Source organism: Mesorhizobium huakuii, assembly GCF_014189455.1.
Classification (GTDB): domain Bacteria; phylum Pseudomonadota; class Alphaproteobacteria; order Rhizobiales; family Rhizobiaceae; genus Mesorhizobium; species Mesorhizobium huakuii_A.
Window position 1 is genome coordinate 2,352,087 of record NZ_CP050296.1, and the last position, 23,860, is coordinate 2,375,946.

At 63.6% G+C, this 23,860-nt stretch carries 16 protein-coding genes, 4 pseudogenes and 1 riboswitch; of the genes and pseudogenes, 8 read left to right on the top strand and 12 right to left on the bottom strand.

Annotated features, from left to right (window positions below):
* Positions 1–50: 50 nt before the first annotated feature.
* The 4 genes from HB778_RS11545 to thiB form a co-directional block, all read right to left on the bottom strand.
* Entirely contained in the window at positions 51–1,520 is a 1,470-nt protein-coding gene (locus HB778_RS11545) for a M48 family metalloprotease (RefSeq protein WP_183463896.1), read from the bottom strand.
* A gap of 258 nt (positions 1,521–1,778) precedes the next feature.
* Positions 1,779–2,555 carry a thiamine ABC transporter ATP-binding protein gene (gene thiQ, locus HB778_RS11550; RefSeq protein WP_183463898.1) on the bottom strand — a complete coding sequence of 259 codons (777 nt, stop codon included), beginning with the start codon at positions 2,553–2,555 and terminating at the stop codon, positions 1,779–1,781.
* Positions 2,548–4,143, bottom strand: a complete 1,596-nt coding sequence (thiP, locus tag HB778_RS11555; protein ID WP_183465060.1) for a thiamine/thiamine pyrophosphate ABC transporter permease — start codon at positions 4,141–4,143, stop codon at positions 2,548–2,550. Before thiP ends, thiQ begins: the two co-directional genes overlap by 8 nt.
* 178 nt (positions 4,144–4,321) lie before the next feature.
* Positions 4,322–5,320 carry a thiamine ABC transporter substrate binding subunit gene (thiB, locus tag HB778_RS11560; RefSeq protein WP_183463900.1) on the bottom strand — a complete coding sequence of 333 codons (999 nt, stop codon included), beginning with the start codon at positions 5,318–5,320 and terminating at the stop codon, positions 4,322–4,324.
* Between the two features lie 43 nt (positions 5,321–5,363).
* Positions 5,364–5,478: riboswitch (TPP riboswitch) on the bottom strand.
* A gap of 88 nt (positions 5,479–5,566) precedes the next feature.
* Between thiB and HB778_RS11565 the strand changes: the two genes are divergently transcribed.
* The 4 genes from HB778_RS11565 (at position 5,567) to HB778_RS11580 (ending at position 8,752) form a co-directional block, all read left to right on the top strand.
* Positions 5,567–6,226 carry a thiamine diphosphokinase gene (locus HB778_RS11565; protein ID WP_183463902.1) on the top strand — a complete coding sequence of 220 codons (660 nt, stop codon included), beginning with the start codon at positions 5,567–5,569 and terminating at the stop codon, positions 6,224–6,226.
* Position 6,227: 1 nt separating this feature from the next.
* Positions 6,228–8,048 (top strand): ABC-F family ATP-binding cassette domain-containing protein, encoded by a 1,821-nt coding sequence (locus HB778_RS11570; RefSeq protein WP_183463904.1) that lies wholly within the window; start codon positions 6,228–6,230, stop codon positions 8,046–8,048.
* Positions 8,049–8,210: 162 nt separating this feature from the next.
* Positions 8,211–8,453, top strand: a complete 243-nt coding sequence (locus tag HB778_RS11575; protein WP_056576468.1) for a type II toxin-antitoxin system CcdA family antitoxin — start codon at positions 8,211–8,213, stop codon at positions 8,451–8,453.
* Complete coding sequence (locus HB778_RS11580; protein ID WP_183463906.1) at positions 8,453–8,752, top strand: CcdB family protein; 300 nt, start codon at positions 8,453–8,455, stop codon at positions 8,750–8,752. The genes HB778_RS11575 and HB778_RS11580 overlap by 1 nt, the downstream gene beginning before the upstream one ends.
* Before the next feature lie 28 nt (positions 8,753–8,780).
* Here the strand turns inward: HB778_RS11580 and HB778_RS41445 are convergent.
* Positions 8,781–10,495, bottom strand: a pseudogene (locus tag HB778_RS41445) (hypothetical protein).
* A 75-nt stretch (positions 10,496–10,570) separates the two neighbouring features.
* Entirely contained in the window at positions 10,571–11,869 is a 1,299-nt protein-coding gene (locus HB778_RS11590; RefSeq protein WP_010912013.1) for an adenylosuccinate synthase, read from the bottom strand.
* A gap of 213 nt (positions 11,870–12,082) precedes the next feature.
* On the opposite strand from HB778_RS11590, the gene HB778_RS11595 reads away from it, so the two are divergent.
* Positions 12,083–13,015 carry a DMT family transporter gene (locus tag HB778_RS11595; protein WP_183463908.1) on the top strand — a complete coding sequence of 311 codons (933 nt, stop codon included), beginning with the start codon at positions 12,083–12,085 and terminating at the stop codon, positions 13,013–13,015.
* Between the two features lie 33 nt (positions 13,016–13,048).
* On the opposite strand, the pseudogene serA reads toward HB778_RS11595, so the two are convergent.
* Positions 13,049–14,651: pseudogene (gene serA, locus HB778_RS11600) on the bottom strand (phosphoglycerate dehydrogenase).
* A gap of 34 nt (positions 14,652–14,685) precedes the next feature.
* Between serA and HB778_RS43440 the strand changes: the two are divergent.
* Positions 14,686–14,943 (top strand): annotated as a pseudogene (locus HB778_RS43440) (hypothetical protein); the annotation flags it as partial.
* Here HB778_RS43440 and HB778_RS11605 read toward each other — a convergent pair.
* From HB778_RS11605 to glmM, 4 genes and pseudogenes are all read right to left on the bottom strand, one after another.
* Positions 14,887–15,891, bottom strand: a pseudogene (locus HB778_RS11605) (phosphoserine transaminase); the annotation flags it as partial. The pseudogenes HB778_RS43440 and HB778_RS11605 sit on opposite strands and share 57 nt — an antisense overlap.
* A 201-nt stretch (positions 15,892–16,092) precedes the next feature.
* Positions 16,093–16,875, bottom strand: a complete 783-nt coding sequence (locus tag HB778_RS11610) for an outer membrane protein (protein WP_183463910.1) — start codon at positions 16,873–16,875, stop codon at positions 16,093–16,095.
* Positions 16,876–17,126: 251 nt separating this feature from the next.
* A complete protein-coding gene (locus HB778_RS11615) occupies positions 17,127–17,960 on the bottom strand; it encodes an outer membrane protein (protein WP_183463912.1) in 834 nt (277 codons plus the stop codon).
* 250 nt (positions 17,961–18,210) lie between these two features.
* The gene (glmM, locus tag HB778_RS11620; protein WP_183463914.1) at positions 18,211–19,563 is read right to left on the bottom strand and encodes a phosphoglucosamine mutase; all 1,353 of its coding nucleotides are present in this window, start codon (positions 19,561–19,563) and stop codon (positions 18,211–18,213) included.
* Between the two features lie 369 nt (positions 19,564–19,932).
* Between glmM and HB778_RS11625 the strand changes: the two genes are divergently transcribed.
* Positions 19,933–20,775 carry a hypothetical protein gene (locus tag HB778_RS11625; RefSeq protein ID WP_183463916.1) on the top strand — a complete coding sequence of 281 codons (843 nt, stop codon included), beginning with the start codon at positions 19,933–19,935 and terminating at the stop codon, positions 20,773–20,775.
* Positions 20,776–21,029: 254 nt separating this feature from the next.
* Complete coding sequence (locus tag HB778_RS11630; protein ID WP_183463918.1) at positions 21,030–21,488, top strand: hypothetical protein; 459 nt, start codon at positions 21,030–21,032, stop codon at positions 21,486–21,488.
* Between the two features lie 352 nt (positions 21,489–21,840).
* On the opposite strand, the gene ftsH is transcribed toward HB778_RS11630, so the two are convergent.
* The gene (gene ftsH / locus HB778_RS11635; protein ID WP_183463920.1) at positions 21,841–23,769 is read right to left on the bottom strand and encodes an ATP-dependent zinc metalloprotease FtsH; all 1,929 of its coding nucleotides are present in this window, start codon (positions 23,767–23,769) and stop codon (positions 21,841–21,843) included.
* Positions 23,770–23,860: the final 91 nt, after the last annotated feature.

Consider the following 23,860-nt stretch of genomic DNA (forward strand, 5'->3'; position numbering starts at 1 on the left):
GGCAGTGTCGAAACTGACTATTCCGCAGCCGCCTGAACGCCGATACCGACTTACTTGTCGGTGACGATCTTGACCTTGTCGCCGGCCGAAACCGCGGCCCCCGGAGACAGCGCATTGAGCACACGGAACAGGTCGAGCTTACGATCGACGCCGACCATCTGCGCGGCGAGCGAGCCCATGGTCTGGCCCGGCTGCACGGTGAGCACGCGGATATGCAGCGGCTTCAAGGCCGCCTTTTCAGCAGGACTGAGGATACGGAACGACCCGCTGACCGAGCGCGCCACCGTTTCCAGCGAGGTGCTGGCCGACGGTGCCGCAGTCAGCAGCCGGTAGACCTGGCCGCCGGCCCGGATCACCGCGATGTCGAACTGCCAGCCTTCGGCACCGGCATGCGCGGTCGCGGCCTCATTGCCGTTGATGGTTTCCTGCTTGACGGTGCTGTCGTCGAGACCGGCCACCCAGCCGCTTCTGATATAGTCCGTCAGGGCGCGATTCTTGTCTATCGAAACGCCGTCGAAGCGGATCGCGATGTCGCCCGGCCCGGTCGCTGTCACCGCCGCCGCCGAATTGTCGATGATGAAACCATCCGGCACCGTGAACGACACGCCGAGGCCCGGATGCAGGAAGGTCTCGCCGCGCACATAGCCTTCCTCCGGCGTGTCGCCATAGAGCAGGCCGTCTATGCCGGCGAGGAAGGAATCGCGGTCGCGCGTGCCGACGCCGGGGGCGCCGAACTGGCGGGCATGGCGTTGCGCCAGGTCGATGCGCTGCGGCGTGTTGGGATGCGTCGCCAGGAAGTCGAGGCTGGCGTCGGTGGCGCCGCTGATCGAGCGGAAATCGGTATAGGCCGACATCGACTGCAGGAAGCGGCCCGCGGCGTAGGGATCGTAGCCGGCTTCGCCGATCGACTTGATGCCGATGGCGTCGGCTTCCAGCTCCTGGTTGCGCGAGAACTGCGCCAGCCGAAGCTTGCCGCGGATCAGCGCCGCCTTGGCGGTCGGGCTGTCGCCGAGCACATCCGAGACGACCTTGGTCGCCAAACCTTCCTCGGCCTCCAGCTGCTGACGCTGCAGGCCGTGATTGGCGGTGACATGGCCCATCTCATGCGCGATGACGGCGGCGAGTTCGGACGAATCGTTGGCGAGCGCCAAAAGGCCGCGCGTGATGTAGAGATAGCCGCCCGGCAGCGCGAAGGCGTTGACGTTGGGCGAATTCAGGATGGTGATGCGATAGGTCTGGGTCGGGTTCGCCGACACCACGGTCAGATTGCCGACCACCTTGGCAACCATTCGCTCGAGCTTGGGATCGGAATACTCACCGCCGTAGGTGGCCAGGATGCGCGGATGCTGCGCCTTGGCGAGTTCCGCGAGCTTGTTGTTTGCGCCGACATTGTCGACCGTGATCGGCCTGTCGGACGGCTGGAAGCCGGACTCCTGGACTTCCGGAGGCGTGAACATCTGGCAGCTTGCCAAGGCCACGGCAAAGCCGGCCAGCGCCAGAAAGCGCGCCAGCGGATTCATTCGTAGCTTGTCGACGCCGATCGCCAGAACGGCTTCCTTTCAGGTCCCGGCGCATGACCACGAAAATCGGGGGCGATCCTCGGAACCCGTCATGCGCTAAAAACAAACTTCTACAGCATCCGTCGCGCGTCCCTCGGGGCGTGCGGCGGATGCTGTAGGCAAATCACGGCTTGTGCCGACCAGTAGGGCCGACCTAGCCACACTACGTCTGCCATGGCAAGCAAGCGCCCCATCGCCTGAGGCCGGTTTGACCGTAAATTATGTCGGCTTCCGGGCAATATCTCGTGATACCGCATTCCCGGCACTTTCACCGACATAGCGCCGAAACGCCTCCGGACCAGCCCCGGCAAAGAAGTCGTCCGCACTACCGGCGGCGGCGACTGTGCCATTGTCCAGAAACACCACATTCTGGCCGATGCGGCGGGCATCCTGAGGCTGATGCGTGACGAACAGCACCGTCATGCCGCGTTCGGCATGCAAGCCTGCAACCAGATCGAGCATGTCGTCGCGCAAGGCGGGTCCTAACGAAGCAAAGGGTTCGTCGAGCAGAAGCACCGGGCGATCGCGCACCAGGACCCGCGCAAGCGCGACGCGCTGGCGCTCGCCGCCGGAGAGTTCGCGCGGCAAGCGTTTTTCCTTGCCGCCAAGCCCTGTGCGTTCCAACGCCTCGGCTATGGCGGCCTGATCGGTCTCGGTCAGCCGCAGCGCCGGCGAGCGGCCAAGCCCGACATTCTGCGCGACGGAAAGATGGGCAAAAAGATTGTTTTCCTGAAACACCATCGACACCGGCCGCGCGGCCGGCGACGCGGCGCCGACATCGGCCCCGCCGATCAGCACACGGCCGGACTGCGGCGTCTCGAAGCCGGCGACGAGGTTGAGCAGCGTCGACTTTCCTGAACCGCTCGGCCCCATGACGGCGGTGATTTCCGCCGCGGCGAACGCGACATCGAAAGTGAGCGGCGCCTCGCCATAGCTGAACGAGACCTTGTCCAGCCGCACCGGAACGCCCTTCCTGCCCATCGCCCCGTCAGACATTGCGGACCTTTTCCCTTCCGAGCCAATCCGCAACCAGCACCAAAGCGAGGCAGACCAGGCCAAGCAACAGCGCCAGGCCGGCGGCGTCCTCAGTGCGGTAGCTGCCCATGCGCGCCAAGAGAAGGTAGGGCAAGGTCTGCACGGAATCACTGCCGAACAACGCGATGACGCCGAGATCGCCGAGCGACAGCGCCATGGCGAAAGCAAAGGCTGTGGCAAGCGGCCGTCGCAATGACGGCCAGTCGACCAGCCGCAGCCTCGCCCAGCCGGAAATGCCGAGCTGTGCGCAGAGGCGTTCGTGGCGCTCGCTCGCCGCATCATAGGCGGGACGGATGGCGCGCAGCGCGAAGGGCATCGCCATCACCGCGTTGACCATGACGACCATGACCGGCGCGATGGCAAAGACGTCGCCGGCATGGCGCAGCAGGAGGAACCAGCCGGCGCCGATGACGATGGGCGGCACGACCAGGACAAAGCTGGCGCCGGTGTCGGTGGTATGTTCGAGCAGTGTTTTTGCACCGGCGCGGCGGCTCAGCCCCAGCGCCCGGCGCGCCATGGTCAGGGCCAGCGACAACATTACCGAGAGCAGCGCCGACAGGAAGGCAAGCACCGCACTGGTCAGCGTCGCCTGCCGGACAGTCGCCTCGCCGGCAAGCCGGCCGAGATCGGCGCCCAAGCCTGCCATTACGGTCGCGGCCATCGGCCCGACAACGAACAGCAGCGCCAGCACAATGAGTGCGGCGTTCAGCGTGGTTTCGGTTCCATTGACGGAGAGATAGCGGCGCGGCGCAAGCGGCAGGTTGGTGTCGCCGACGACATTGGCGCCAAGCCGCGTCAGCGCCAGCACCACGACGAAGGTGAGCGCGATCTGCAGCATCGTCAGGGCGACAGCCCGAGCTGGATCGAAATCGAAGCGCAGCGCCTGGTAAATACCGACCTCCAGCGTCGTCGCGGCCGGCCCACCGCCAAGCGTCAAAACGATGGTGAAGGACGTGATGCAGAGCATGAAGACCAGCCCGGCGACGCCGGGCAGAGCGGCGCGCAGCGTCGGCCATTCGATCAGCCGGAACGCCGGCCGCGCCCCCATGCCGAGCTGGCTCGCCAGCCGCCACTGGTCGGCAGGGATGGTCTGCAGCGCCTCGAGGAACAGCCGCGTTGCGAGCGGCAGATTGAAGAAGACATGGGCGACGAGAATGCCGGACAGGCCGTAAATGCCTGGCCAACCCTGGCCGCCAATCGCGCTGAACAGGCCGGCGAAATAGCCGGCGCGGCCATAGAGCGCCAGTATTCCGAGCGCCGCGACGATCGCCGGCAGCGCCAGCGGCACGGCGAAGAGCTGCAGGATGAAGGCGCGGCCGAAAAAGCGCGGATGCCGCGACAAAGCACGCGCCACGAACAGCGCCGGGCCGGCAGAAAGCAGGGTCGAGAGGGCGGCCTGCCAGAGCGTGAAGCGCACGACACGTAGGAGATAGGGATCGAAAGCTGCCCAGGCGCCCGAAAGGTCATAAGCGCCTTCGACAAGCAACCCGGCAAACGCGCCGCCGATCAGCAGTGTGATCGCGGCGAGCGCGATGATGCCGGCGCTGATGCGGGGGTCGGACGCGCGCCTTCCACCCTCCCCCTTGTGGGGAGGGTCGGAACGCGGATGCCGCGAAGCGGTGTCCGCGAGCCGGGGTGGGGGTGAGGCCGTGCTCAGCGTCGCAGCCCCCACCCCGCTCCGCTTCGCGGATCGACCCTCCCCACAAGGGGGAGGGTGAGAAGCGCGCTCATTTGCTCATCACCGCCAGCCATTCATCCACCCAGGCCTTGCGGTTGGCGGCAACCTCTTCGGGGCTGAACAGCAAGGTCTTGGTCGGCTTGACCAGTTTGTCGAAGGCCGGGTTGAGCGGCTTGTCGGTCTTTCCTGCCGGGAACATCCAGTTGGTCTCGGGGATGGCGTCCTGGAATTTCGGTCCGGTCATGAAGGCGATGAATTTTGCCGCCAGCGGGTTCTTGGCGCCGGTCGTGGTGATGCCGGCGACCTCGATCTGCAGATATTCACCTTCTTCGAACGAAGCCGCCTGATAGCGCTCGGTATTCTCGGCGACCATGTGGTAGGCCGGCGAGGTCGTGTAGGACAACACCATCGGCGCCTCGCCCTTGGTGAACAGACCATAGGCCTCGCTCCAGCCCGGCGTCACGGTCAGCACCTTTGTCTTGAGCTTGGCCCAGGCCTCCGGCGCCTTGTCGCCATAGACCGACTTCACCCACAACAGCAGGCCGAGGCCCGGCGTCGAGGTGCGCGGATCCTGGATGACGATCTTGTCGTCGGCACTGCCTTCGACCAGCTCCTTCAGGCTCTTGGGCGGCGTCTTCAGCTTCTGCGTGTCATAGACAACAGCGAAATAGCCGTAGTCGAAGGGCACAAACGTATCGTCCGTCCAGCCGCCCGGCACGTTGATATCGGAGACCGCGCCATGCGGGGCAAACAACCCGCTAGCCTTGGCATCGGCGGTGAGATTGGTGTCGAGGCCGAGCACGATATCGGCCTTGGTCGATGCCCCTTCGAGCTTGACGCGGTTGAGCAGGGCGACACCGTCGGCGACCGAGACGAACTCGACATCGCAGCCGCATTCGGCCTCGAATTCCTTCTTCACCACCGGGCCTGGACCCCAGTCGGCGGTGAAGCTCTCATAAGTGTAGACGGTGAGCTTGTCCTTGGCCAAGGCCGGCCCGGACAGCGCCACAACCGTGGCTGAGACAAGAGCGTATAAAAGCGTGCGCATCGGCGCCTCCTTCGTTCGAATTGAAAGGAATTGAGGCGTCGGACTGTCCGAAACGTCTAATCCCTCCGCCGGTACAAACCGGATCAGGTTCAGCGGGTTGGCGAGATTGCCTCTCAGCCGGTCCGCGAAGATCGCGTCCGGCACCCCGTTAGAGCGTTTCGACACATAGGCCCGGCCGAGGAACCGCGCAAGTGGCAGTTTGCCGGCCTTCCGTTTCCGCTGCCGGGCTGGTACAGGCCACCAGATATGAGCACATTCACCATCCTGCTTGGCGGCGATCTCATCCGCACGCCCCGGCTCGACCGCCAGGTCGAGGGCTCGCGCGTCATCGCCGCGGATGCCGGCATCGGCCATGCCCGGCTGCTCGGCCTTGTGCCGGAACTGTGGGTGGGCGATTTCGATTCGGTGCCGGCCAATCTGCCTGACGACCTCGCTGCCGTGCCCCGCCAGACCTTCCCGGCGGAGAAGGACAAGACCGACGGTGAACTGGCGATCGCCGCAGCCCTCGAGCGCGGCGCGACCCGCCTTGTGCTGGCAGGCGCGTTCGGCGGCAAGCGCGCCGACCACGCTTTCCTGCATCTGGCGCTCGCCCTGCGCCTGGCCGAGGCCGGAACGGACGTCCTGCTGACCAGCGGCGCCCAGGAAGGTATCCCTCTGCTGTTGGGAACGGCCGGCTTCGATTATGCCGACGGCACCCTGTTTTCGATCCTCGGCTTTTCCGAACTTGCCGGCCTGACCGTCACCGGCGCGAAATGGCCGCTGAGCCAGGTCGAGGTGGCCTTCGGCTCGTCCCTGACCATCTCCAACGAGGTCAAGTTCGACAAGACCGGGGGCAGCCTCGAAATCGCCCTCGGCCACGGCCGCGCGCTGCTGCTCGCTCATCCCTATCCCTTGCCCGAAAGCTGACATGGCCCCGCCCCTTCTCAATCTCGACGGGATAAAACTGACCTTCGGCGGCACCCCGCTGCTCGACGGCGCCGCCTTGACGGCTTCGGCCGGCGACAAGATCGCCCTGGTCGGCCGCAACGGATCCGGCAAGTCGACGCTGCTCAAGATCGCCGCTGGCCTGATCGAGCCGCAGGACGGCGAGGTGTTCCGCCAGCCTTCGGCGACGGTCCGCTATCTGCCGCAAATGCCCGACATGGAAGGTTTTGCCACCGTGCGCGCCTATGTCGAGGCGGGGCTTGGCCCCGCCGATGATCCCTACCGTGCCAGCTATCTGATGGAGCATCTCGGCCTCACCGGCGAGGAGCGGCCGGGCGATCTCTCCGGCGGCGAGGCCAGGCGTGCCGCACTGGCGCGCGTCATGGCGCCGGAGCCCGACATCCTGCTGCTTGATGAGCCGACTAACCATCTTGACCTGTCGGTCATCGAATGGCTCGAAGAGGAACTCGTGCGCACCTCCTCGGCGCTCATCGTCATCTCGCACGACCGCCGCTTCCTCGAGCGCGTGTCGCGCGCCACTGTCTGGCTCGATCGTGGCCAGACCCGCAGGCTGGACAAGGGTTTTGGCCATTTCGAGGAATGGCGCGACCTGGTTCTGGAAGAGGAAGAGCGCGAGCAGCACAAGCTCGGCCGCCAGATCGTGCGCGAGGAACACTGGCTGCGCTACGGCGTCACGGCACGGCGCAAACGCAACATGCGCCGCCTTGGCGAGTTACAGACCATGCGCCAGCGCTTCCGCGGTCATCGCGGCGCCGAAGGCAACGCGACCATGGTGGCGAGCGACGCCGCCGAATCCGGCAAGCTGGTGATCGAAGCGAAGAGCATCGAGAAGAGCTTTGGCGACCTCACCGTGGTCAAAGGCTTCTCGACCCGCATCCAGCGCGGCGACCGCGTCGGTCTCGTTGGCCCAAACGGCGCCGGCAAGACCACGCTTTTGAAGATGCTGACCGGCGAATTGGCACCGGACGCCGGTTCGATCAGGCTTGGCACCAATCTGGAAATCGCCACGCTCGATCAGAAGCGCGAGGCGGTCGATCCGCAGGAGACGCTGGCGCAATACCTCACCGACGGGCGCGGCGAAAACCTCGTCATCAATGGCGAGCAGCGCCATGTCGTCTCCTACATGAAGGATTTCCTGTTCAAGCCGGAGCAGGCGCGCACGCCGGTGCGCGAGCTGTCCGGCGGCGAGCGGGCGCGGCTGATCCTGGCGCGCGTGCTGGCCCGGCCGGCGAACCTTCTGGTGCTCGACGAGCCGACCAACGATCTCGACATGGAGACGCTGGAACTGCTGCAGGAACTGGTCGCCGGTTTTGCCGGCACCGTCATCCTGGTCAGCCACGACCGTGATTTTCTCGACCGCACGGTGACCAGCCTGATCGCGCCAGACGGCGACGGGCGCTGGATCGAATATGCCGGCGGCTATTCCGACATGCTGGCGCAGCGCGGCGGCACCCGGCTCGACGATCGCAAGGCGCGCGCCAAGGCCGAAGCCGGCGATGCACCGGCATCGAGCAAGAGCGAACCGGCGGCTCCCAAAGGCCCGGCCAAAAAACTGTCGTTCAAGCAGAAATTCGCCCTGGAGTCGCTGCCGAAGAAAATCGAGGCGGTGATGGCGTCGATCTCGCGGCTGGAGAACAACATCGCCGACCCGGCCTACTACGAGCGCGATCCGGCCTCGTTCCAGAAAACCATCGCCGCCCTCGACAAGGAACGCGCGACGTTGGCGGCGCTCGAGGAAGAGTGGCTGGAACTGGAGATGCTGCGGGAAGAGATGGAGGGGTGAGGAGCGCTCGGCCGTAAGGCCAAGCAATCGACAACGATTTGTCGATTGAAAACGACGAACGTCCGGAGCCATAGCGGAGGGTCGGGCGCATCACCGTATTCGCTCGATTATTGCTTCTGTACGAGAGTGCGCATACATTATGCGCATGTTCCGGAGGCTATTATGCGTAAGATTGCCTTGAATGCGATCCGTCAGCCAGCCAATCTGTCGATCGATTCCAACCTCATGAGGGAAGCCAAGGGGCTAGACGTGAATGTCTCACGCGCCGCGGAAGCTGGCATCGCGGAAGCCGTGGCGGCTGAAAAAACGCGGCTGTGGAAGCTTGAGAACCGGGCCACGATGGATGCGTGGAACGACTATGTCGAAAAGAACGGTATTCCGCTGGAAGAATATCGGCAGTTCTGATGGCGCGCTACGACGTCTTCGCCAGTCGCATCGAAGGCAATTATCTGCTCGACGTTCAATCCGACCTGCTCGACAATTTCAAGACACGGGTGATCGTTCCGCTTCTTCCGGTCGCAGCAGTGCCGCCACCGATGCGAAAGCTTCATCCGATTTTCGAGATCAACGGCCGGAAGCTGGTCATGGCCACGCACCTGATTGCCACCGTCCCAGTGAGTGAACTGGGCGAAAGTCGGCTGAACCTTTCGAAGCACCACGACGACATCGTCGCCGCGCTCGACATGCTGTTTCAGGGCTTCTGAGCGAAGGCAGCCTCTACGGCGTGTCCTATCAGCCCGCCGTCTTCGCCTGCCAGGCCTTGATCGCCTCGTCGAACACCTTCTCGCCGGGAATGCCCTTTTCCATGGTCAGCAGCGCCCGCCGGCCGGTCTTGTAGACAACCGGAACGTCGATCCAGTCCTGGCCGCGCAATAGGGTCATGTTGGCGTCCTCGTCGGCCTTGGTGTCGTTGAGCGCGACGAGGAAAAAGCCGTCGGCGATCTTGGCCGGAATACCGATCAGCGGGCTGCCGGCATCCTGTTCGGAGCTTTTCATGGCGACGCGCAATATGTTGTCGACACCGCCGCCCTCAAAACCGTCGGGCGTCAGGAAGATCATCTCGATGATGTGGCTGGCCGGCAGCGTCTGGTCGGTGTTGCGGCGGATGGTCATGCGCAACTGGATGTCCTTGCCCGGGATGGTTGCTTCGGCGCGAATCGCCGGCTCGGGCGGCAGGTCGCCGCCGGGCGATTCCTGCACCAGCGACCAGACGATGCTGCCGGGTTCGGCCGAACCCTGCGCGGTGCTGGTGCGCTCCTCATAGAAGATCGCCTTCTGGCCGACCGGCACCGAGGTCGCCGTCGCCGGAGCGGCGGCCGCCGGTGCTGCGGGCGTAGCGCCTGCCGGTGCGGGTGGCGTAGCGCCTGCCGGTGCGGGTGGCGGCGTGGCAGCAGCATCGGCCGGCGCCGCCGGTGCGGTTCCGTTGGCAGGCGGAGTTGCGGCGGGCGCGGTGCCTGCCGCGGTGCGGCCGCGGCAGGTGTGGCCGCGGCTGGTGCCGCCGCGGCGGGCGTGGCTGCAGCCGGTGGCTGCGCGGCCGGCGCATTCGTCGCCGATGGCGGCGTCGTCAGCGCGGCGACGGATTCACCCTCGCCTATGCCGGTTTGTCCACCCGCCGGACCGGGGTCGGTTTCGCCGCCTTCGGGCGTCAACCGTTGCGTGAATTTCGTCGCTTCGGCGCCTGCCGCAGGTGCCGGTGGCGTCGACGCGGCGTCGGTCGCGGGCTTGGCCGGCGCCGGTTTCACCGGCTCGGTCTTGGCGACAACCTTGCTGCCGCCCAGGCCCAGCATCTTGCCGAAGGCATCCTTGTTCAGCCAGATGCCATAGCCGCCACCGGCAACGATCAGCAGAGCGACGACGGCGGCAATCAGCCCGCCATAACTGCGCTTGCGCTCGGCCGGACGCAGGCGCGGGAAAGCGTCAGCCTCCGCGACCGGCTCGTCATCGTTCGGGAAAACATCGGCGCGGTCATCGTCCTGGTCTGCATCCATGCCCGGCAAGGCATGATCAGCAAGGTCGGGTGCCGCCGGCTGCACCGGCACAGGCTTTTGCCAGCTTGGCTCGGACTTGGCTGCGGGCGGCGGCGCTGGCCGATAGGGCTCGGGCTTCGCGACTGGCGGCGCCGACCACGCCGGCTCCGCCTTCACCGGCTGGCGCGTGTGGCTCGGCTGGTTCTTGTTGCGGTCGATCGAGGAAAAGATGTGTTCCAGCTCGGCGAGCGGGTCCGTTTCCGGCACGCTCTTGGCATAGTCGCGCTCGACGCTGGCAATGGCGTCTTCCAGCGAGCGCTTCTGCTTGGCTATGACCTCGGCGGCCAGCGGCGGCGAATATTCCGCGAGCTTCTTTGCCAGCGCGGAACGGGCGCCATCGTAGGTCCGCGTGCGCGTTTCGGGCGTCGGCTCGCCGTACTTGTCGAGCGCCTTTTTCAGAACAGCAACGAAATCTGCCATGCTTCAGTCGACCTGTATTTTGCTTCCGCGCCGGCCCCCGCAAATCAGCCGCGATGCCCGGAAGGGCTTCAGAAACTAGTCTTGAAACGGATCGGTCACAAGTATCGTGTCGTCCCGTTCCGGGCTGGTGGAGAGGAGGGCTACCGGCGCGCCGATCAACTCCTCTATGTACCGGACATATTTGACGGCCTGGGCCGGAAGATCGTTCCAGCTGCGCGCGCCGGCAGTGGTGCCTTTCCACCCCTCCAGCGTCTCGTAGACCGGTTCGACACGGGCCTGCGCGCCCTGGCTGGCCGGCAAATAGTCGATCATCTCGCCGTCGAGGCGGTAGCCGGTGCAGACCTTGATCTCGTCCAGCCCGTCGAGCACGTCGAGCTTGGTCAGCGCGATGCCCTTGATGCCGTTGACGGCGACGGCCTGGCGCACCAGCACCGCATCGAACCAGCCACAGCGGCGCTTGCGCCCGGTGACGACGCCGAATTCATGGCCGCGCGTGCCGAGGAATTCGCCGATCTCGTTCTTCTGTTCGGTCGGGAATGGACCTTCGCCGACGCGCGTCGTGTAGGCCTTCGTGATGCCGAGCACATAACCGATGGCGCCCGGACCGACGCCAGAGCCGGCGGCGGCCTGCCCGGCCACCGTGTTGGACGAGGTGACGAACGGATACGTGCCGTGGTCGATATCGAGCAGCGTGCCTTGCGCGCCCTCGAACAGGATGCGCTCGCCGGCGCGGCGCTTGTCGTCGAGTATCTTCCAGACACGGTCCATATAGGGCAGGATCTCGTCCGCGACCGAGGTCAATTCCGCCATGATCGCGTCATGCGTGACTTCGCCATGGCCAAGCCCGCGGCGCAGCGCATTGTGGTGCGTCAGCAGCCTGTCGACCTTCAGGGGAAGCGTTTCCAAATCCGCCAGATCCATCACCCGCACCGCACGCCGACCCACCTTGTCCTCATAGGCCGGACCAATGCCCCGGCGGGTCGTGCCGATCTTCGTCCCGGAATTTGAGGCGGCGTCCTCGCGGAATCCGTCCAGCTCCCGGTGCAGCGACAGGATAAGCGCTGTGTTTTCGGCTATTTTCAGGCGATCCGGCGTCACCTCGACACCCTGCGCCTTGAGCTTCGCCACTTCCGCCACGAAAGCATGCGGGTCGAAGACGACGCCATTGCCGATGATGGACAGCTTGCCTTGCCGCACGACGCCGGACGGCAACAGCGACAGCTTGTAGACCTTGCCGTCGACGACCAGCGTGTGGCCGGCATTGTGGCCGCCCTGGAAACGCACCACGACATCGGCGCGCTCCGACAGCCAGTCGACGATCTTGCCCTTGCCTTCGTCGCCCCATTGCGAGCCGACGACCACCACATTGGCCATGTTTCTTTTCCCTTGAGACGCCGCCGAGCGGCTTGGATATGGTTCGAAACGACAGGCCTCTATAGCGTCAAGACCTCGCGAGTGCGACCTTTCTTTGCCGTCGAAAATGCCCTGAGGCACAACAATTTTCGGCTTTGACATCATTTACTTGGACTGACGGGGGCAATAGGCCGGCAAACACCGCAGCGCATCCGCCGCGGCCGGAATCGCGCGATGCATCGACACGCCTACTTATTCCTGCTGCTCACCACCTTGCTGTGGGGCGGCAATTCGGTGGCCGGCAAGCTCGCGGTCGATCATGTCTCGCCGATGATGCTGGTGTTCCTGCGCTGGGTGCTGGCGGTGGCGATCCTGCTGCCGATCGGCTGGCGCACGATCCAGGAGGACTGGCCGGTGGTGCGCAAGCACTGGCTCATCCTGGCGGCACTCGGCGCCAGTGGCTTCACGCTGTTCAACGTGATCTTCTACACGGCGCTCAACTACACGACCGCGATCAACGTCTCGATCGAACAGGCGGCGATGCCGATCCTGATCATCGTTGCCAATTTCATCTTCTTCCGGCTGCGCGTGAACTGGGCGCAGATCGCAGGCGTCGTGCTGACCATTGCCGGCGTCATCCTGACCGCTTGCCACGGCGACCCGCGCCGGCTGCTGACATTGGAGCTCAATTTCGGCGACGCCATCATGCTGGTGGCGGTTATCCTTTACAGCGGCTATTCGGTCGGCTTGCGGCTGAAGCCGGCGATGCGTTGGCAGAGCCTGATGCTGGCCATGTCGATCGCCGCGCTCATCACCTCGCTGCCCTTCTTGCTGTGGGAGGTCGCTGCCGGCAAGGTCATCGTGCCCGACGCGCACGGCTGGACGGTCATCGTCTACACCGCGATCGGCGCCTCGGTCATCTCGCAAATAACGTACATCAGGGGCAACGAACTGATCGGCGCCAACCGCGCCGGCCTGTTCATCAATCTGGTGCCGATCTTCGGCACGCTGCTTTCGGTGCTGATCGTCGGCGAGACGTTCCAGCTCTATCAGGCACTGGCGCTTGTGCTCGTGCTGGGCGGCATCGGGCTTGCCGAATACAGCGGGCGCAAGGTGGCGATGACCCCGCCGCCAAGGCGCATTGAGCCGCAAGAAGGCGCGACATAGGCCGCGCCTTCTGATCTTCACGAAGGGCCGGGATCAGATCCCGCCGACGTCGAACTGCAGCCGCTTGGCCGAGTCGATCGACTTGTGCGCCCGCACCTGCTCCAGAACTTTTTCCGGGAATGGCGCATCGAGATAAAGCAGCGCGATGGCGTCGCCGCCCGGCCGATTGCGGCCAAGCTGGAAGTTGGCGATGTTGACGCCGTTCTCGCCGCACACCGTGCCGAGCAGGCCGATGATACCGGGCGCGTCGGCATTGGTGGTGTAGAGCATGTGCTGGCCGACCTCGGCATCGAGGTTGATGCCCTTGATCTGGATGAAGCGCGGCTTGCCGTCCGAGAAGCAGGTGCCGGCGATCGATCGCGTCATGTGCTCGGTCTTGACGGTGAGCTTGATGTAGCCGTCGAAGACGCCCGACTTGTCGCGCTTGACCTCGGCGACGATGATGCCGCGCTCCTTCACCATGATCGGCGCCGACACCATATTGACGTCGGCGACCTGCGGCCTGATCAGCCCGGCAAGGGTGGCACTGATCAGCGCGCGCGTGTTCATCGTCGCGGTCGAACCGTCGAACAGGATTTCGACCTCCTTGATCGGATCCTCGGTGACCTGGCCGACGAAGGCGCCGAGCACTTCGGCGAGCTTGACGAAGGGCTTCAGCCGCGGCGCTTCTTCCGCCGTGATCGACGGCATGTTGATGGCGTTGGAGACCGCACCCTTGATCAGATAGTCGGCCATCTGCTCGGCGACCTGCAGCGCCACATTCTCTTGTGCTTCCGCCGTCGAGGCGCCGAGATGCGGTGTCGCCACCACGTTTTCCATGCCGAACAGCGCGTTCTGTTCGGCCGGTTCGACTTCGAACACGTCGATGCCGGCACCCGCCACCTTGCCGCTCTTCAGCGCAGCGATCAGATCGGCCTCGACGACCAGCCCGCCGCGCGCGCAATTGATGATGCGCACGCCGTTCTTCATCTTGGCGATTGCCGCGGCATCGATGATGTTGCGCGTCTTGTCGGTCAGCGGCGTGTGCAGCGTGATGAAATCCGCGCGCGCGAACAGTTCGTCGAGTTCCACCTTGTCGACGCCGAGCTCCTCGGCACGCTTGTCCGACAGAAACGGGTCGAAGGCGACGACATGCATCTTCAGGCCGACGCCGCGCGTCGCCACGATCGAACCGATATTGCCGCAGCCGACGACGCCCAGCGTCTTGCCGGTGATCTCGACCCCCCATGAAGCGGTTCTTCTCCCACTTGCCGGCATGGGTCGAGGCGTTAGCCTCCGGGATCTGTCGCGCCAGCGCGAAGATCATCGCGACCGCATGTTCGGCCGTCGTGATCGAATTGCCGAAGGGCGTGTTCATCACGATGATACCCTTGCGGCTCGCCGCCGGGATATCGACATTGTCGACGCCGATGCCGGCGCGGCCGATGACCTTGAGGTTCGGGGCGGCGTTGATCAGCTTCTCGGTGACCTTGGTCGCCGAGCGGATGGCGAGGCCGTCATACTGGCCGATCACTTCGAGCAGCTTTTCCTTGTCCTTGCCTAGGTCGGGCAGATAGTCGACCTCGACACCGCGATCCTTGAAGATCTGCACGGCGGTGGGAGAAAGTTTGTCAGAGACGAGAACGCGGGGCGCCATGGCGGCCTCCTTGAAAATAGGGATTGATCCGGGAATGGGCGGCCCGCAGGCCGCCACGGAGAGTCTCAGGCCGCCGCTTTCAGCGACGCCTTCTGCGCGGCGAAGGCCCAGTCGAGCCAGGGCAGCAGCGCTTCGAGATCGGACGTTTCGACCGTCGCGCCGCACCAGATGCGCAGGCCGGGGGCGCGTCGCGGTAGGAGCCGATGTCATAGGCGACGCCTTCCTTGTCGAGCGCCGAAACCAGCCCCTTGGCGAAAGCCGCCTGGCCATCGGCGTCGAGCGCCGCCACATCGGGGTCGGTGAAAGACAGGCAGACGGACGTGTTCGACCGCGTCGCCGGATCGACGGCGAGATGGCCGAGCCATGACGACTTGTCGACAAAACCGTCGAGCACGGCGGCATTGGCATCCGCTCTGGCAATCAACGCATCGAGGCCGCCGAGCGACTTCGCCCAATGAAGCGCGTCGAGATAGTCCTCGACGCACAGCATCGACGGCGTGTTGATGGTCTCGCCCTTGAAGATGCCCTCGATCAGCTTGCCGCCCGAGGTCAGGCGGAAGATTTTCGGCAGCGGCCAGGCCGGTTTGTAGCTCTCCAGCCGCGCGACAGCGCGGGGCGACAGGATCAGCATGCCATGCGCGCCCTCGCCGCCCAAAACCTTCTGCCAGGAGAAGGTGACGACATCGAGCTTTTCGAAATCGAGCCTCTGCGCAAACGCCGCCGACGTCGCGTCGCAGATGGTCAGGCCCTTGCGGTCGGCAGGAATGAAATCGCCATTCGGCACGCGCACGCCCGACGTGGTGCCGTTCCAGGTGAAGACCACGTCGCGGTCGAAGTCGACCTTGGCCAGATCCGGCAGGTCGCCATAGCCGGCCTCGAGCTTGCGCACGTCGGGCAGCTTCAACTGCTTGACCACGTCGGTGACCCAGCCGGAGCCGAAGCTCTCCCAGGCGACCATGTCGACGCCGCGCTCGCCGAGCAGCGACCACAGCGCCATCTCGACAGCGCCGGTGTCCGACGCCGGCACGATGCCGATGCGGTAGTCGGCCGGAACCTGGAGGATTTCGCGCGTCAGCTCGATCGCCTGTTCGAGCTTGATCTTGCCGATCTTGGCGCGATGGGAACGGCCGAGCGCGGCATTTTTGAGCGCCTCGACCGACCAGCCGGGACGCTTTGCGCAGGGACCTGAAGAGAAATTGGGGTTTGCCGGACGGAGTCCGGGCTTCGTATGCGTCGTCATCGTGGTCTATCCTTCCAGATAGTGGCCCCTCGTTGGGGAGGGGTGGCCCACGGACGGCGATATGCGTTCAGACCTCGGGCGTCAAGAGGAAAGTTTTTGTCGTTGCCGGGATACCGGCGGTCCGCGATCAGGATCGCGTGATTTCAAACGCAAACGGCGGACCGCAGGGATCCGCCGCTAAAGTCCCGATTTGCCCCTGGCCTACCAGAGATCGTAACGCAGCCCGAGCTTGACCTGGTGGTTGCTGATTCCCTTCTTGACCGGAAAGGAGGTCAGGCTTTCGGCCGTCACATACTCCGCGCTCGGGGCGGAAAAATACTGATAGCCCAGGTCGACGGAAACGTTCTTGGAAACCTGGTAGCCAAGGCCCGCATTCAACGTATAGGCCAAGGAGTATTGTGTCTTATTGTCCTGCAGCTCGAAACTGTTGGCGGGGACATTGTTGTCCGTGTAACTTGCCGAAAGCTTGCGCGTGCTGCGGACAAAGCCGATGCCGGCGCCAACATAAGGCGTGATTCCGACATATGTGCCGAGATCGACATAGCCATTGAGTATCCCCGAGAAGGCATAGTTCTTCAGCGATCCCGATCCCTGGGTCGGCAATGTCGGCAGTGCGACGACCGCTGAATCGTCATAGCCGAAGCTGGCCTTGTTACCCGGCAAATAGCCGAAGTTGAGATCGGCGCGGAGGTAATCGTTGAAATGATATCCGAAGCCGATGCTCGCGAAGGCCGCGTTGTCGCTCTCGCTAAAGCTTTCGTTGTTGATCGCCGACGGGAAAGTGAAATCCCCATTTTTGAAGCTCTTCTGCACCAGATAGGAGACGTCGCCGCGCAGATACCAGCCCGAGCCGACCTCGACCGGCACATAGTCGGGCGCCTGATCGGCGTAGATCGGCGGATCGTAGTCGGCGGCGAATGCCGGTGTCAGCGGCAAGAGGCCGAGTCCGGCAAGCGCCAGCACAATACGCGATGTGAGTGTCATGGTCCCCGACTCCCGGATTTGGCGACATCTGCAATCAACACAATCAACGCAGCAGCCGTCGTTTCAGAGAGCATTGTTAACCATAGTGGTTAAGTCGCAGTTAAGGCTAACAGAGCGTTAGCGAATTCATTTCAGCTAATGCACGGCGCCGGAGATTGGCCTTCGTTTCCAGGCACTTCATTGGCGACAGCACAAACGAAAACCGCCCGGTCAAGCCGGGCGGTTCGCTTACATTTGCGGCTGCAAAGTTCTTACTTGGTGTAGATCGGCTCAGGTTCGGGCTGGTAGGCCACCACCGGTGCCGCGCACCCATTGTTGCCACCGAACTGATAGCGCAGGCCACCGCGTACCTCGTGGGTGTTGATGCCACGGTCGAAGCCCGGGCCGGAGCTGCTCACATCCCATTCGAACATGCGGCCGCCCTGGATATGGGAGAAGCGGTAGCCAGCGTCGAGGATGATCTTATCGGTCAGGCAGTAGGAGGCACCGGCCATCAGAGCATAGGCGAAGCGCCAGTTGGATGCTCCGGGGTTGGTCTCGGTGGTGTTCGGGTCACTGACGGTATCCCACTTGACGTGCGCGCCACCGATACCGGCGCCGACATAGGGCGTGATGCCGTGCCAGGTGCCGATGTCGACATAGGCGTTGGCGAGCAGCAGGAAGGCGCTCATCTTCGACACTTCGGTCGAGGTCGAAACGAGATCCGAAGTACCGCCGTTGAAGTTCGACTTGAACCAGTAGTCGGCGGTCACGTCAGCGCGCAGATGATCACTGATCTTGTAGCCGACGCCGCCGCCGAGCGAGAAGCCGCCCTTGAGCTTGCCGTAGTCGAAGCTTTTGCCGCCGGGCGTCACCGAACAGTTACAGGGATCGACAGTGTAGGTCATGTAGTCGATGCCGCTTACGTACGACTTGTGGTAATCGAGGTCGCCACGGATGTACCAGCCGCCGACATCGACCGGCTGCTCATAGACCGGCGGCGGTGCTTCTTCGACCTGCGGCTCAGGCAGGTCGGCTGCGAACACTGGCCAGGCCAGGCCCGCGAACAGCAGCGCGAACAGGGCCTTTCTTGCTGTATTGAACATGCTTGTCACCCCTAGGAACCCTCGGAACGCGATCGCGGCCGAATGAGATTGGCTTTCAGGCGTGGATAATGAATTGGAAAAGTTAAAAGGCGTTTAACCCTGTCGATTAGCCACGAATCTCTAAAATTCGAGGAATCCAGGAATGATTTCGACAAGTCGAGGGCGGCTCCCGGCCAACAAAAAAGCCCGCCGGAAGGGCGGGCTCGATGCAACCGGAGCGGCGAGGCGCGCCCTGCGGGCGCGCTGGAGATCAGGCGGCGCTGCGGGTCTCCGAAATGACCTCGACAATGTCGTTGACGACCGCCTCGACCAGCTGCGGATCGTCGCCCTCGGCCATGACACGGATCAGCGGCTCGGTGCCCGACGGACGGATGACCAGCCGCCCGGCCTTGCCGAGACGGTTGCGGGCATCCTCGATGGCGGCCTTGACCGGAGCTTCCTCGAGCGGCTTGCCACCGGCGATGCGGACATTCTTCAGGAGTTGCGGCACCGGTTCGAACTTCTTCGACAGTTCGCTGACCGGACGGCCCTGGCGCTTGATGCAGGCCAGCACCTGCAGCGCCGACACCAGGCCATCGCCGGTGGTCGAGAAATCCGACAGCACGATGTGGCCCGACTGCTCGCCGCCGACATTGAGCCCATGCGCGCGCATATGCTCCACGACGTAGCGGTCGCCAACCTTGGTGCGGTGCAGCTGCAGCTTCATGTCGCCAAGGAAGCGTTCGAGGCCGAGATTGGACATGACCGTCGAAACCACGCCGCCGCCGGCAAGCCGTCCGCTCTGGTGCCAGGACTCGGCGATCAACGCCATGATCTGGTCGCCATCGACGATCGCGCCATTCTCGTCGACGATGACGACGCGGTCGGCATCACCATCGAGCGCAATGCCGATATCGGCGCGCACTTCGTGCACTTTCTTCTGCAGGCCGGCCGGATGGGTCGACCCGCATTCCTTGTTGATGTTGAAGCCGTTGGGCTCGACATTGATGGCCACGACTTCGGCGCCAAGCTCCCACAGCGCCTCGGGCGCCACCTTGTAGGCGGCTCCATTGGCGCAATCGACGACGATCCTGAGGCCAGAGAGCGACATAGAGCGTGGCAAGGTGCGCTTGGCGAATTCGATATAGCGGTCATGCACGCCGTCGACGCGCTTGGCGCGGCCAAGCCCGTCGGAATCGGCGAGTGCCAGATCGATATCCTTGTCGAGCATGCTCTCGATGCGCTCTTCGATCTCGTCGGAAAGCTTGTAGCCGTCCGGCCCGAACAGCTTGATGCCATTGTCGTAATAGGGGTTGTGCGAAGCCGAGATCATGACGCCGATATCGGCGCGCAATGAACGCACCAGCATGGCAACGGCCGGGGTCGGGATCGGGCCGAGCAGGAACACGTCCATGCCGGCGGCGCAAAGACCGGCCACCATCGCATTCTCGATCATGTAGCCGGAAAGCCTGGTGTCCTTGCCGAGAACGACACGATGGCGGTGGCTGCCACGCTGGAACGAAAGGCCTGCGGCCATGCCGACGCGCATGGCGATCTCAGCGGTCATCGGAAACTTGTTGGCGCGCCCGCGAATGCCGTCGGTGCCGAAGTAATTTCCTGCCATGCTAGTTAGAGTCCCTGACGGTTCTTTTGCCGGCATCTCATGCCACAATTGGCCGATGCGCCATGATCACATTGTGTGATTATATGTTACCAATCCTTAGAAAATCATTGTTGTGCGCTGCACACAACAAGGCCGCAACCCAACATGCTGGCACTGTGGCACTGCAATATACCAGTTCTGCGAGCTATTCGGCGCAGATGCACGCGGAAAATCTTGTTTTTAACCCGGTAAGGGACAATGATTTCATCACCTTATCGGGAGGACCGAGCTTCCGGCGATATATACCTCACTTAGCATCTGGCGCAACCGATCGTTGAGCGTTATTGATTCGCAGGGACGTATAATGGGCTGCTGCAACGGAGAAACGCTATGCTCATCCACCGACTTGCCACTTTGACCGGCCTTGCCGTAGCGACGTTGTTCCTGGCTGCGCCAGCCAACGCGTTGACGATGGCCGAATGCAGCACGAAATATAACGCCGCCAAGGATGCGGGGACACTTGCCGGACAGACCTGGAACCAGTTCCGCAAGGCACAGTGCGGCACCGATGCCGCCGCCACCACGGACACCAAGCCGGCCGACACGAAGAAGGCTGCTGAAACCAAGCCGGCCAAGACCACCAAGCCAGCTGCCGCTGCGGCTGACAGCACGGCCAAGGGCCTGACGGCCAAGGAATGCAGCGCCAAGTACCAGGCGGCTAAGGCCGCCGGCACGCTGAACGGCATGAAGTGGAACGACTTCCGCAAGGCTGAATGCGCCGCCGGCGCATCTGCCGCCGCCGCTGACACCACCAAGCCGGCAACCACCAAGGCTGCCGCGGCTCCCGCCGCCGGCAAGGGCCTGACGATGGCCGAGTGCAGCGCCAAGTACCAGGCTGCCAAGACGGCCAACACGCTGAAGGGCCAGAAGTGGAACGACTTCCGCAAGGCCGAATGCGGCGCCGCTGCCTCGGATGACGACAGCGCGCCTGCTCCAAGCGAGGCAAATTACACCAAGGAGCCGGCAAAGCCGACGACGGTTGCGCCCAAGGGCGTCACCTTCCCGTCCGCGATCTCGCCAAAATATGCCAGCGAGACCCCCGGAAAGGGCCGTATGCACACCTGCCTCGACCAGTACTATGTCCTCAAGGACGCCAACGCGCTTGGTGGCCTGAAGTGGATCCAGAAAGGCGGCGGCTTCTACAGCCTGTGCAATGCCAAGCTGAAGGGCTGATCGCCTAGTTATTTGAAGAAAGAAGGCCCGCGCATCGTGAGATGCGCGGGCCTTTTTGTTGCGCGTTTGTTGCGCGCGAAGACGCTTGCGGTTCCGCTCGCATCTGCATCTGTCGGGAGCGATCGGCATCATCAACCCGCCCACACTTCCCACCGGCAGGCTTTACAAGTAGCTCGCAAAGATTCCGATTGAACATATACGGAACAAACAGTATACAGAAAGGCATCGAACTCGTTATCAACCAGGAGGGTCTTATGTCCAGTTTGAAATTGGCGGTATTGGCTGTGACGGCATTGGTTGCGTGGGGCGTCGCCCCTGCAAGCGCACTGACGATGAAGGAATGCGGCGAGACTTATCGGACAGCCAAGGAAGGCGGCACTCTGAACGGCATGGACTGGGCCGCTTTCCGCAAGGAGAAATGCGCGACGTCCGCTGCGGAGAGTGTCAGCTCGGATACCGTCAAAACCGCGTCGCAGCCGAAAAAGGAAACCGACGCGGCGGTCGCCCCCACTGTAGCGCCGGCGGGCGTGACATTCCCGACCACCCTCGCCGCCGAGTTCAAGACCGAAAAGCCCGCGAAGGCGCGGATGAAGACCTGCCTGCAGGGTTACCACGGCAACAAGGAGGCGGGTACGTTGAACGGCCTTCGCTGGATCCAGAAGGGCGGCGGTTATTACAGCCTGTGCAATGCGCGGCTGAAAGCTGAATCATAAAAATCGAATACAGCAGATAAACAATTCACCGTTTTTCCTGCAGACGTTGAGCCATCATCCTCGGGCTTGTCCCGAGGATCTGCTGTCGGGCGACATCTGGGCCCCGGTATGAGTTGGCAACCGTCAACTCGGTTGCGTTGGCAGGTCCTCGGGACAAGCCCGAGGATGACGCTCCAACGTACGTCCGGCGCGTCTCCTGAGGCAATGTCGCCCAAAAGTGGTTCAGTTTTGGGTACAACGACATGCATAAAAACAAAGACTTGAAGCGCCTCGCCTGAATCCCGTCGGGAATAGCGTCAAACGAAATGGTAAGAGCGCTTCTGCGTTCGGTGAAACGGTCAACCGCCCTGGTCTAGCTCGACGGCTGTGGCTCCATGCCGCCTTCAGGCTCGGGGCCTTTCTTGCGGCGGCCGCCGGACTTCGGAACGGCCGAGCCACGGCTGGGCGGCGTGTCGTCGCCGAGGTCGCGCGCGGGCTTCTCGCCGGCGATCAGTTGCTTGATCTCGTCGCCGGACAGCGTCTCGTATTCGAGCAGCCCCTCTGCCAGCGCGATCCATTCCTTCTTCTTCTTGGTCAGGATGGACTTCGCCGTCGAATAGGCCTCGTCGATCAGGCGGCGCACTTCGGCGTCGATGATCTGCGCGGTTTCTTCCGAAATGTTCTGCGTACGCGCCACCGAATGGCCGAGGAACACCTCTTCCTGGTTGTCGCCATAGGCGACATGGCCGAGCTTGTCGGAGAAGCCCCAGCGCGTAACCATGGCGCGCGCCAGCTTGGTCGCCTGCTCGATGTCGGAGGACGCGCCCGAGGTGATGTTCTCCTTGCCGAACTTGAACTCCTCGGCCACGCGGCCGCCCATCATGATGGCGAGGCGCGAGATCATGTATTTGTAGCTCATCGAATAGCGGTCGCCTTCCGGCAACTGCATGACCATGCCGAGCGCCCGGCCACGCGGGATGATGGTGGCCTTGTGCAGCGGATCGGCCGACGGCACGTTGAGCGCCAGAATGGCGTGGCCGGACTCGTGATAGGCGGTCAGCTCCTTCTCGGCCTGTGTCATGGCCGACGAGCGCCGCTCGGCGCCCATCATGATCTTGTCCTTGGCGTCCTCGAACTCGGCCATGGTGACGAGGCGCTTGTTGCGCCGCGCCGCCATCAGCGCGGATTCGTTGACCAGGTTCATCAAGTCGGCACCGGAGAAGCCCGGCGTGCCGCGCGCGACGACCTTGAGGTCGACATTGGGCGCCAGCGGCACGTTGCGCACATGCACCTTGAGGATCTTCTCGCGGCCGACGATGTCGGGGTTCGGCACCACCACCTGGCGGTCGAAACGGCCCGGCCTGAGCAGCGCCGGATCGAGCACGTCGGGGCGGTTGGTGGCCGCGATCAGGATGATGCTTTCGTTGGATTCGAAACCATCCATCTCGACCAGCAGCTGATTCAGCGTCTGCTCGCGCTCGTCATTGCCGCCGCCGAGGCCGGCGCCGCGATGGCGGCCGACGGCGTCGATTTCGTCGATGAAGATGATGCAGGGCGCGTTCTTCTTGGCCTGGTCGAACATGTCACGCACGCGGGATGCGCCGACGCCGACGAACATCTCGACGAAGTCCGAACCGGAAATGGTGAAGAACGGCACGTTGGCTTCGCCGGCAACCGAGCGGGCCAGCAGCGTCTTGCCGGTGCCGGGAGGGCCGACCAAAAGCACGCCGCGCGGAATCTTGCCGCCGAGGCGCTGGAACTTCTGCGGATCGCGCAGGAACTCGACGATCTCTTCCAAATCTTCCTTGGCCTCGTCGACGCCGGCGACATCCTGGAAGGTGACGCGGCCATGCGCCTCCGTCAGAAGCTTGGCCTTCGACTTGCCAAAACCCATGGCACGCCCGGATCCGGACTGCATCTGGCGCATGAAGAATATCCAGACGCCGAGGATGAGGATCATCGGCAGCCACGAGATCAGATAGCCGAAGAGCGAATTGGAACCGTCGGTTTCAGGCCGCGCGTTGATGGTGACGTTCTTGTCCTGCAGCCGCGAGACCAGCTGGGGATCGCCGGGCGAATAGGTCTGGAAGCTGGTGGAATTGTCGGTGTAGGTGCCGGTGATGCGGGCGCCAGCAATGGTCACCGTCTTGACCCGGCCGGCCGCGACATCCTGCAGGAACTGCGAATAAGGCACATCGCTCGAAGCCCCACGCGTCTGCGGCGTCTGGAACAGATTGAAAAGCGCGATGAGCAGGACCGCTATGATCGCCCAGAGCGCGAGGTTGCGATAGTTCGGATTCATCAATTGTCCCGTTGGCGTCCGCACACGGACAGCATCATGAGAGGAAACTTGGGCCTAACATAGGGAGAGCGCCTCCCCTTGCCAAGCAGAA

Excerpts from the sequence above, each read along its gene's own strand:
- thiB (WP_183463900.1), bottom strand. The coding sequence starts at position 5,320 with ATGCGCACGCTTTTATACGCTCTTGTCTCAGCCACGGTTGTGGCGCTG.
- HB778_RS11615 (WP_183463912.1), bottom strand. The coding sequence starts at position 17,960 with ATGTTCAATACAGCAAGAAAGGCCCTGTTCGCGCTGCTGTTCGCGGGC.
- glmM (WP_183463914.1), bottom strand. The coding sequence starts at position 19,563 with ATGGCAGGAAATTACTTCGGCACCGACGGCATTCGCGGGCGCGCCAAC.
- HB778_RS11630 (WP_183463918.1), top strand. The coding sequence starts at position 21,030 with ATGTCCAGTTTGAAATTGGCGGTATTGGCTGTGACGGCATTGGTTGCG.
- HB778_RS11570 (WP_183463904.1), top strand. The coding sequence starts at position 6,228 with ATGGCCCCGCCCCTTCTCAATCTCGACGGGATAAAACTGACCTTCGGC.
- thiQ (WP_183463898.1), bottom strand. The coding sequence starts at position 2,555 with ATGTCTGACGGGGCGATGGGCAGGAAGGGCGTTCCGGTGCGGCTGGAC.
- HB778_RS11580 (WP_183463906.1), top strand. The coding sequence starts at position 8,453 with ATGGCGCGCTACGACGTCTTCGCCAGTCGCATCGAAGGCAATTATCTG.
- HB778_RS11575 (WP_056576468.1), top strand. The coding sequence starts at position 8,211 with ATGCGTAAGATTGCCTTGAATGCGATCCGTCAGCCAGCCAATCTGTCG.
- HB778_RS11590 (WP_010912013.1), bottom strand. The coding sequence starts at position 11,869 with ATGGCCAATGTGGTGGTCGTCGGCTCGCAATGGGGCGACGAAGGCAAG.
- HB778_RS11625 (WP_183463916.1), top strand. The coding sequence starts at position 19,933 with ATGCTCATCCACCGACTTGCCACTTTGACCGGCCTTGCCGTAGCGACG.
- HB778_RS11545 (WP_183463896.1), bottom strand. The coding sequence starts at position 1,520 with ATGAATCCGCTGGCGCGCTTTCTGGCGCTGGCCGGCTTTGCCGTGGCC.
- ftsH (WP_183463920.1), bottom strand. The coding sequence starts at position 23,769 with ATGAATCCGAACTATCGCAACCTCGCGCTCTGGGCGATCATAGCGGTC.
- HB778_RS11565 (WP_183463902.1), top strand. The coding sequence starts at position 5,567 with ATGAGCACATTCACCATCCTGCTTGGCGGCGATCTCATCCGCACGCCC.
- HB778_RS11595 (WP_183463908.1), top strand. The coding sequence starts at position 12,083 with ATGCATCGACACGCCTACTTATTCCTGCTGCTCACCACCTTGCTGTGG.
- HB778_RS11610 (WP_183463910.1), bottom strand. The coding sequence starts at position 16,875 with ATGACACTCACATCGCGTATTGTGCTGGCGCTTGCCGGACTCGGCCTC.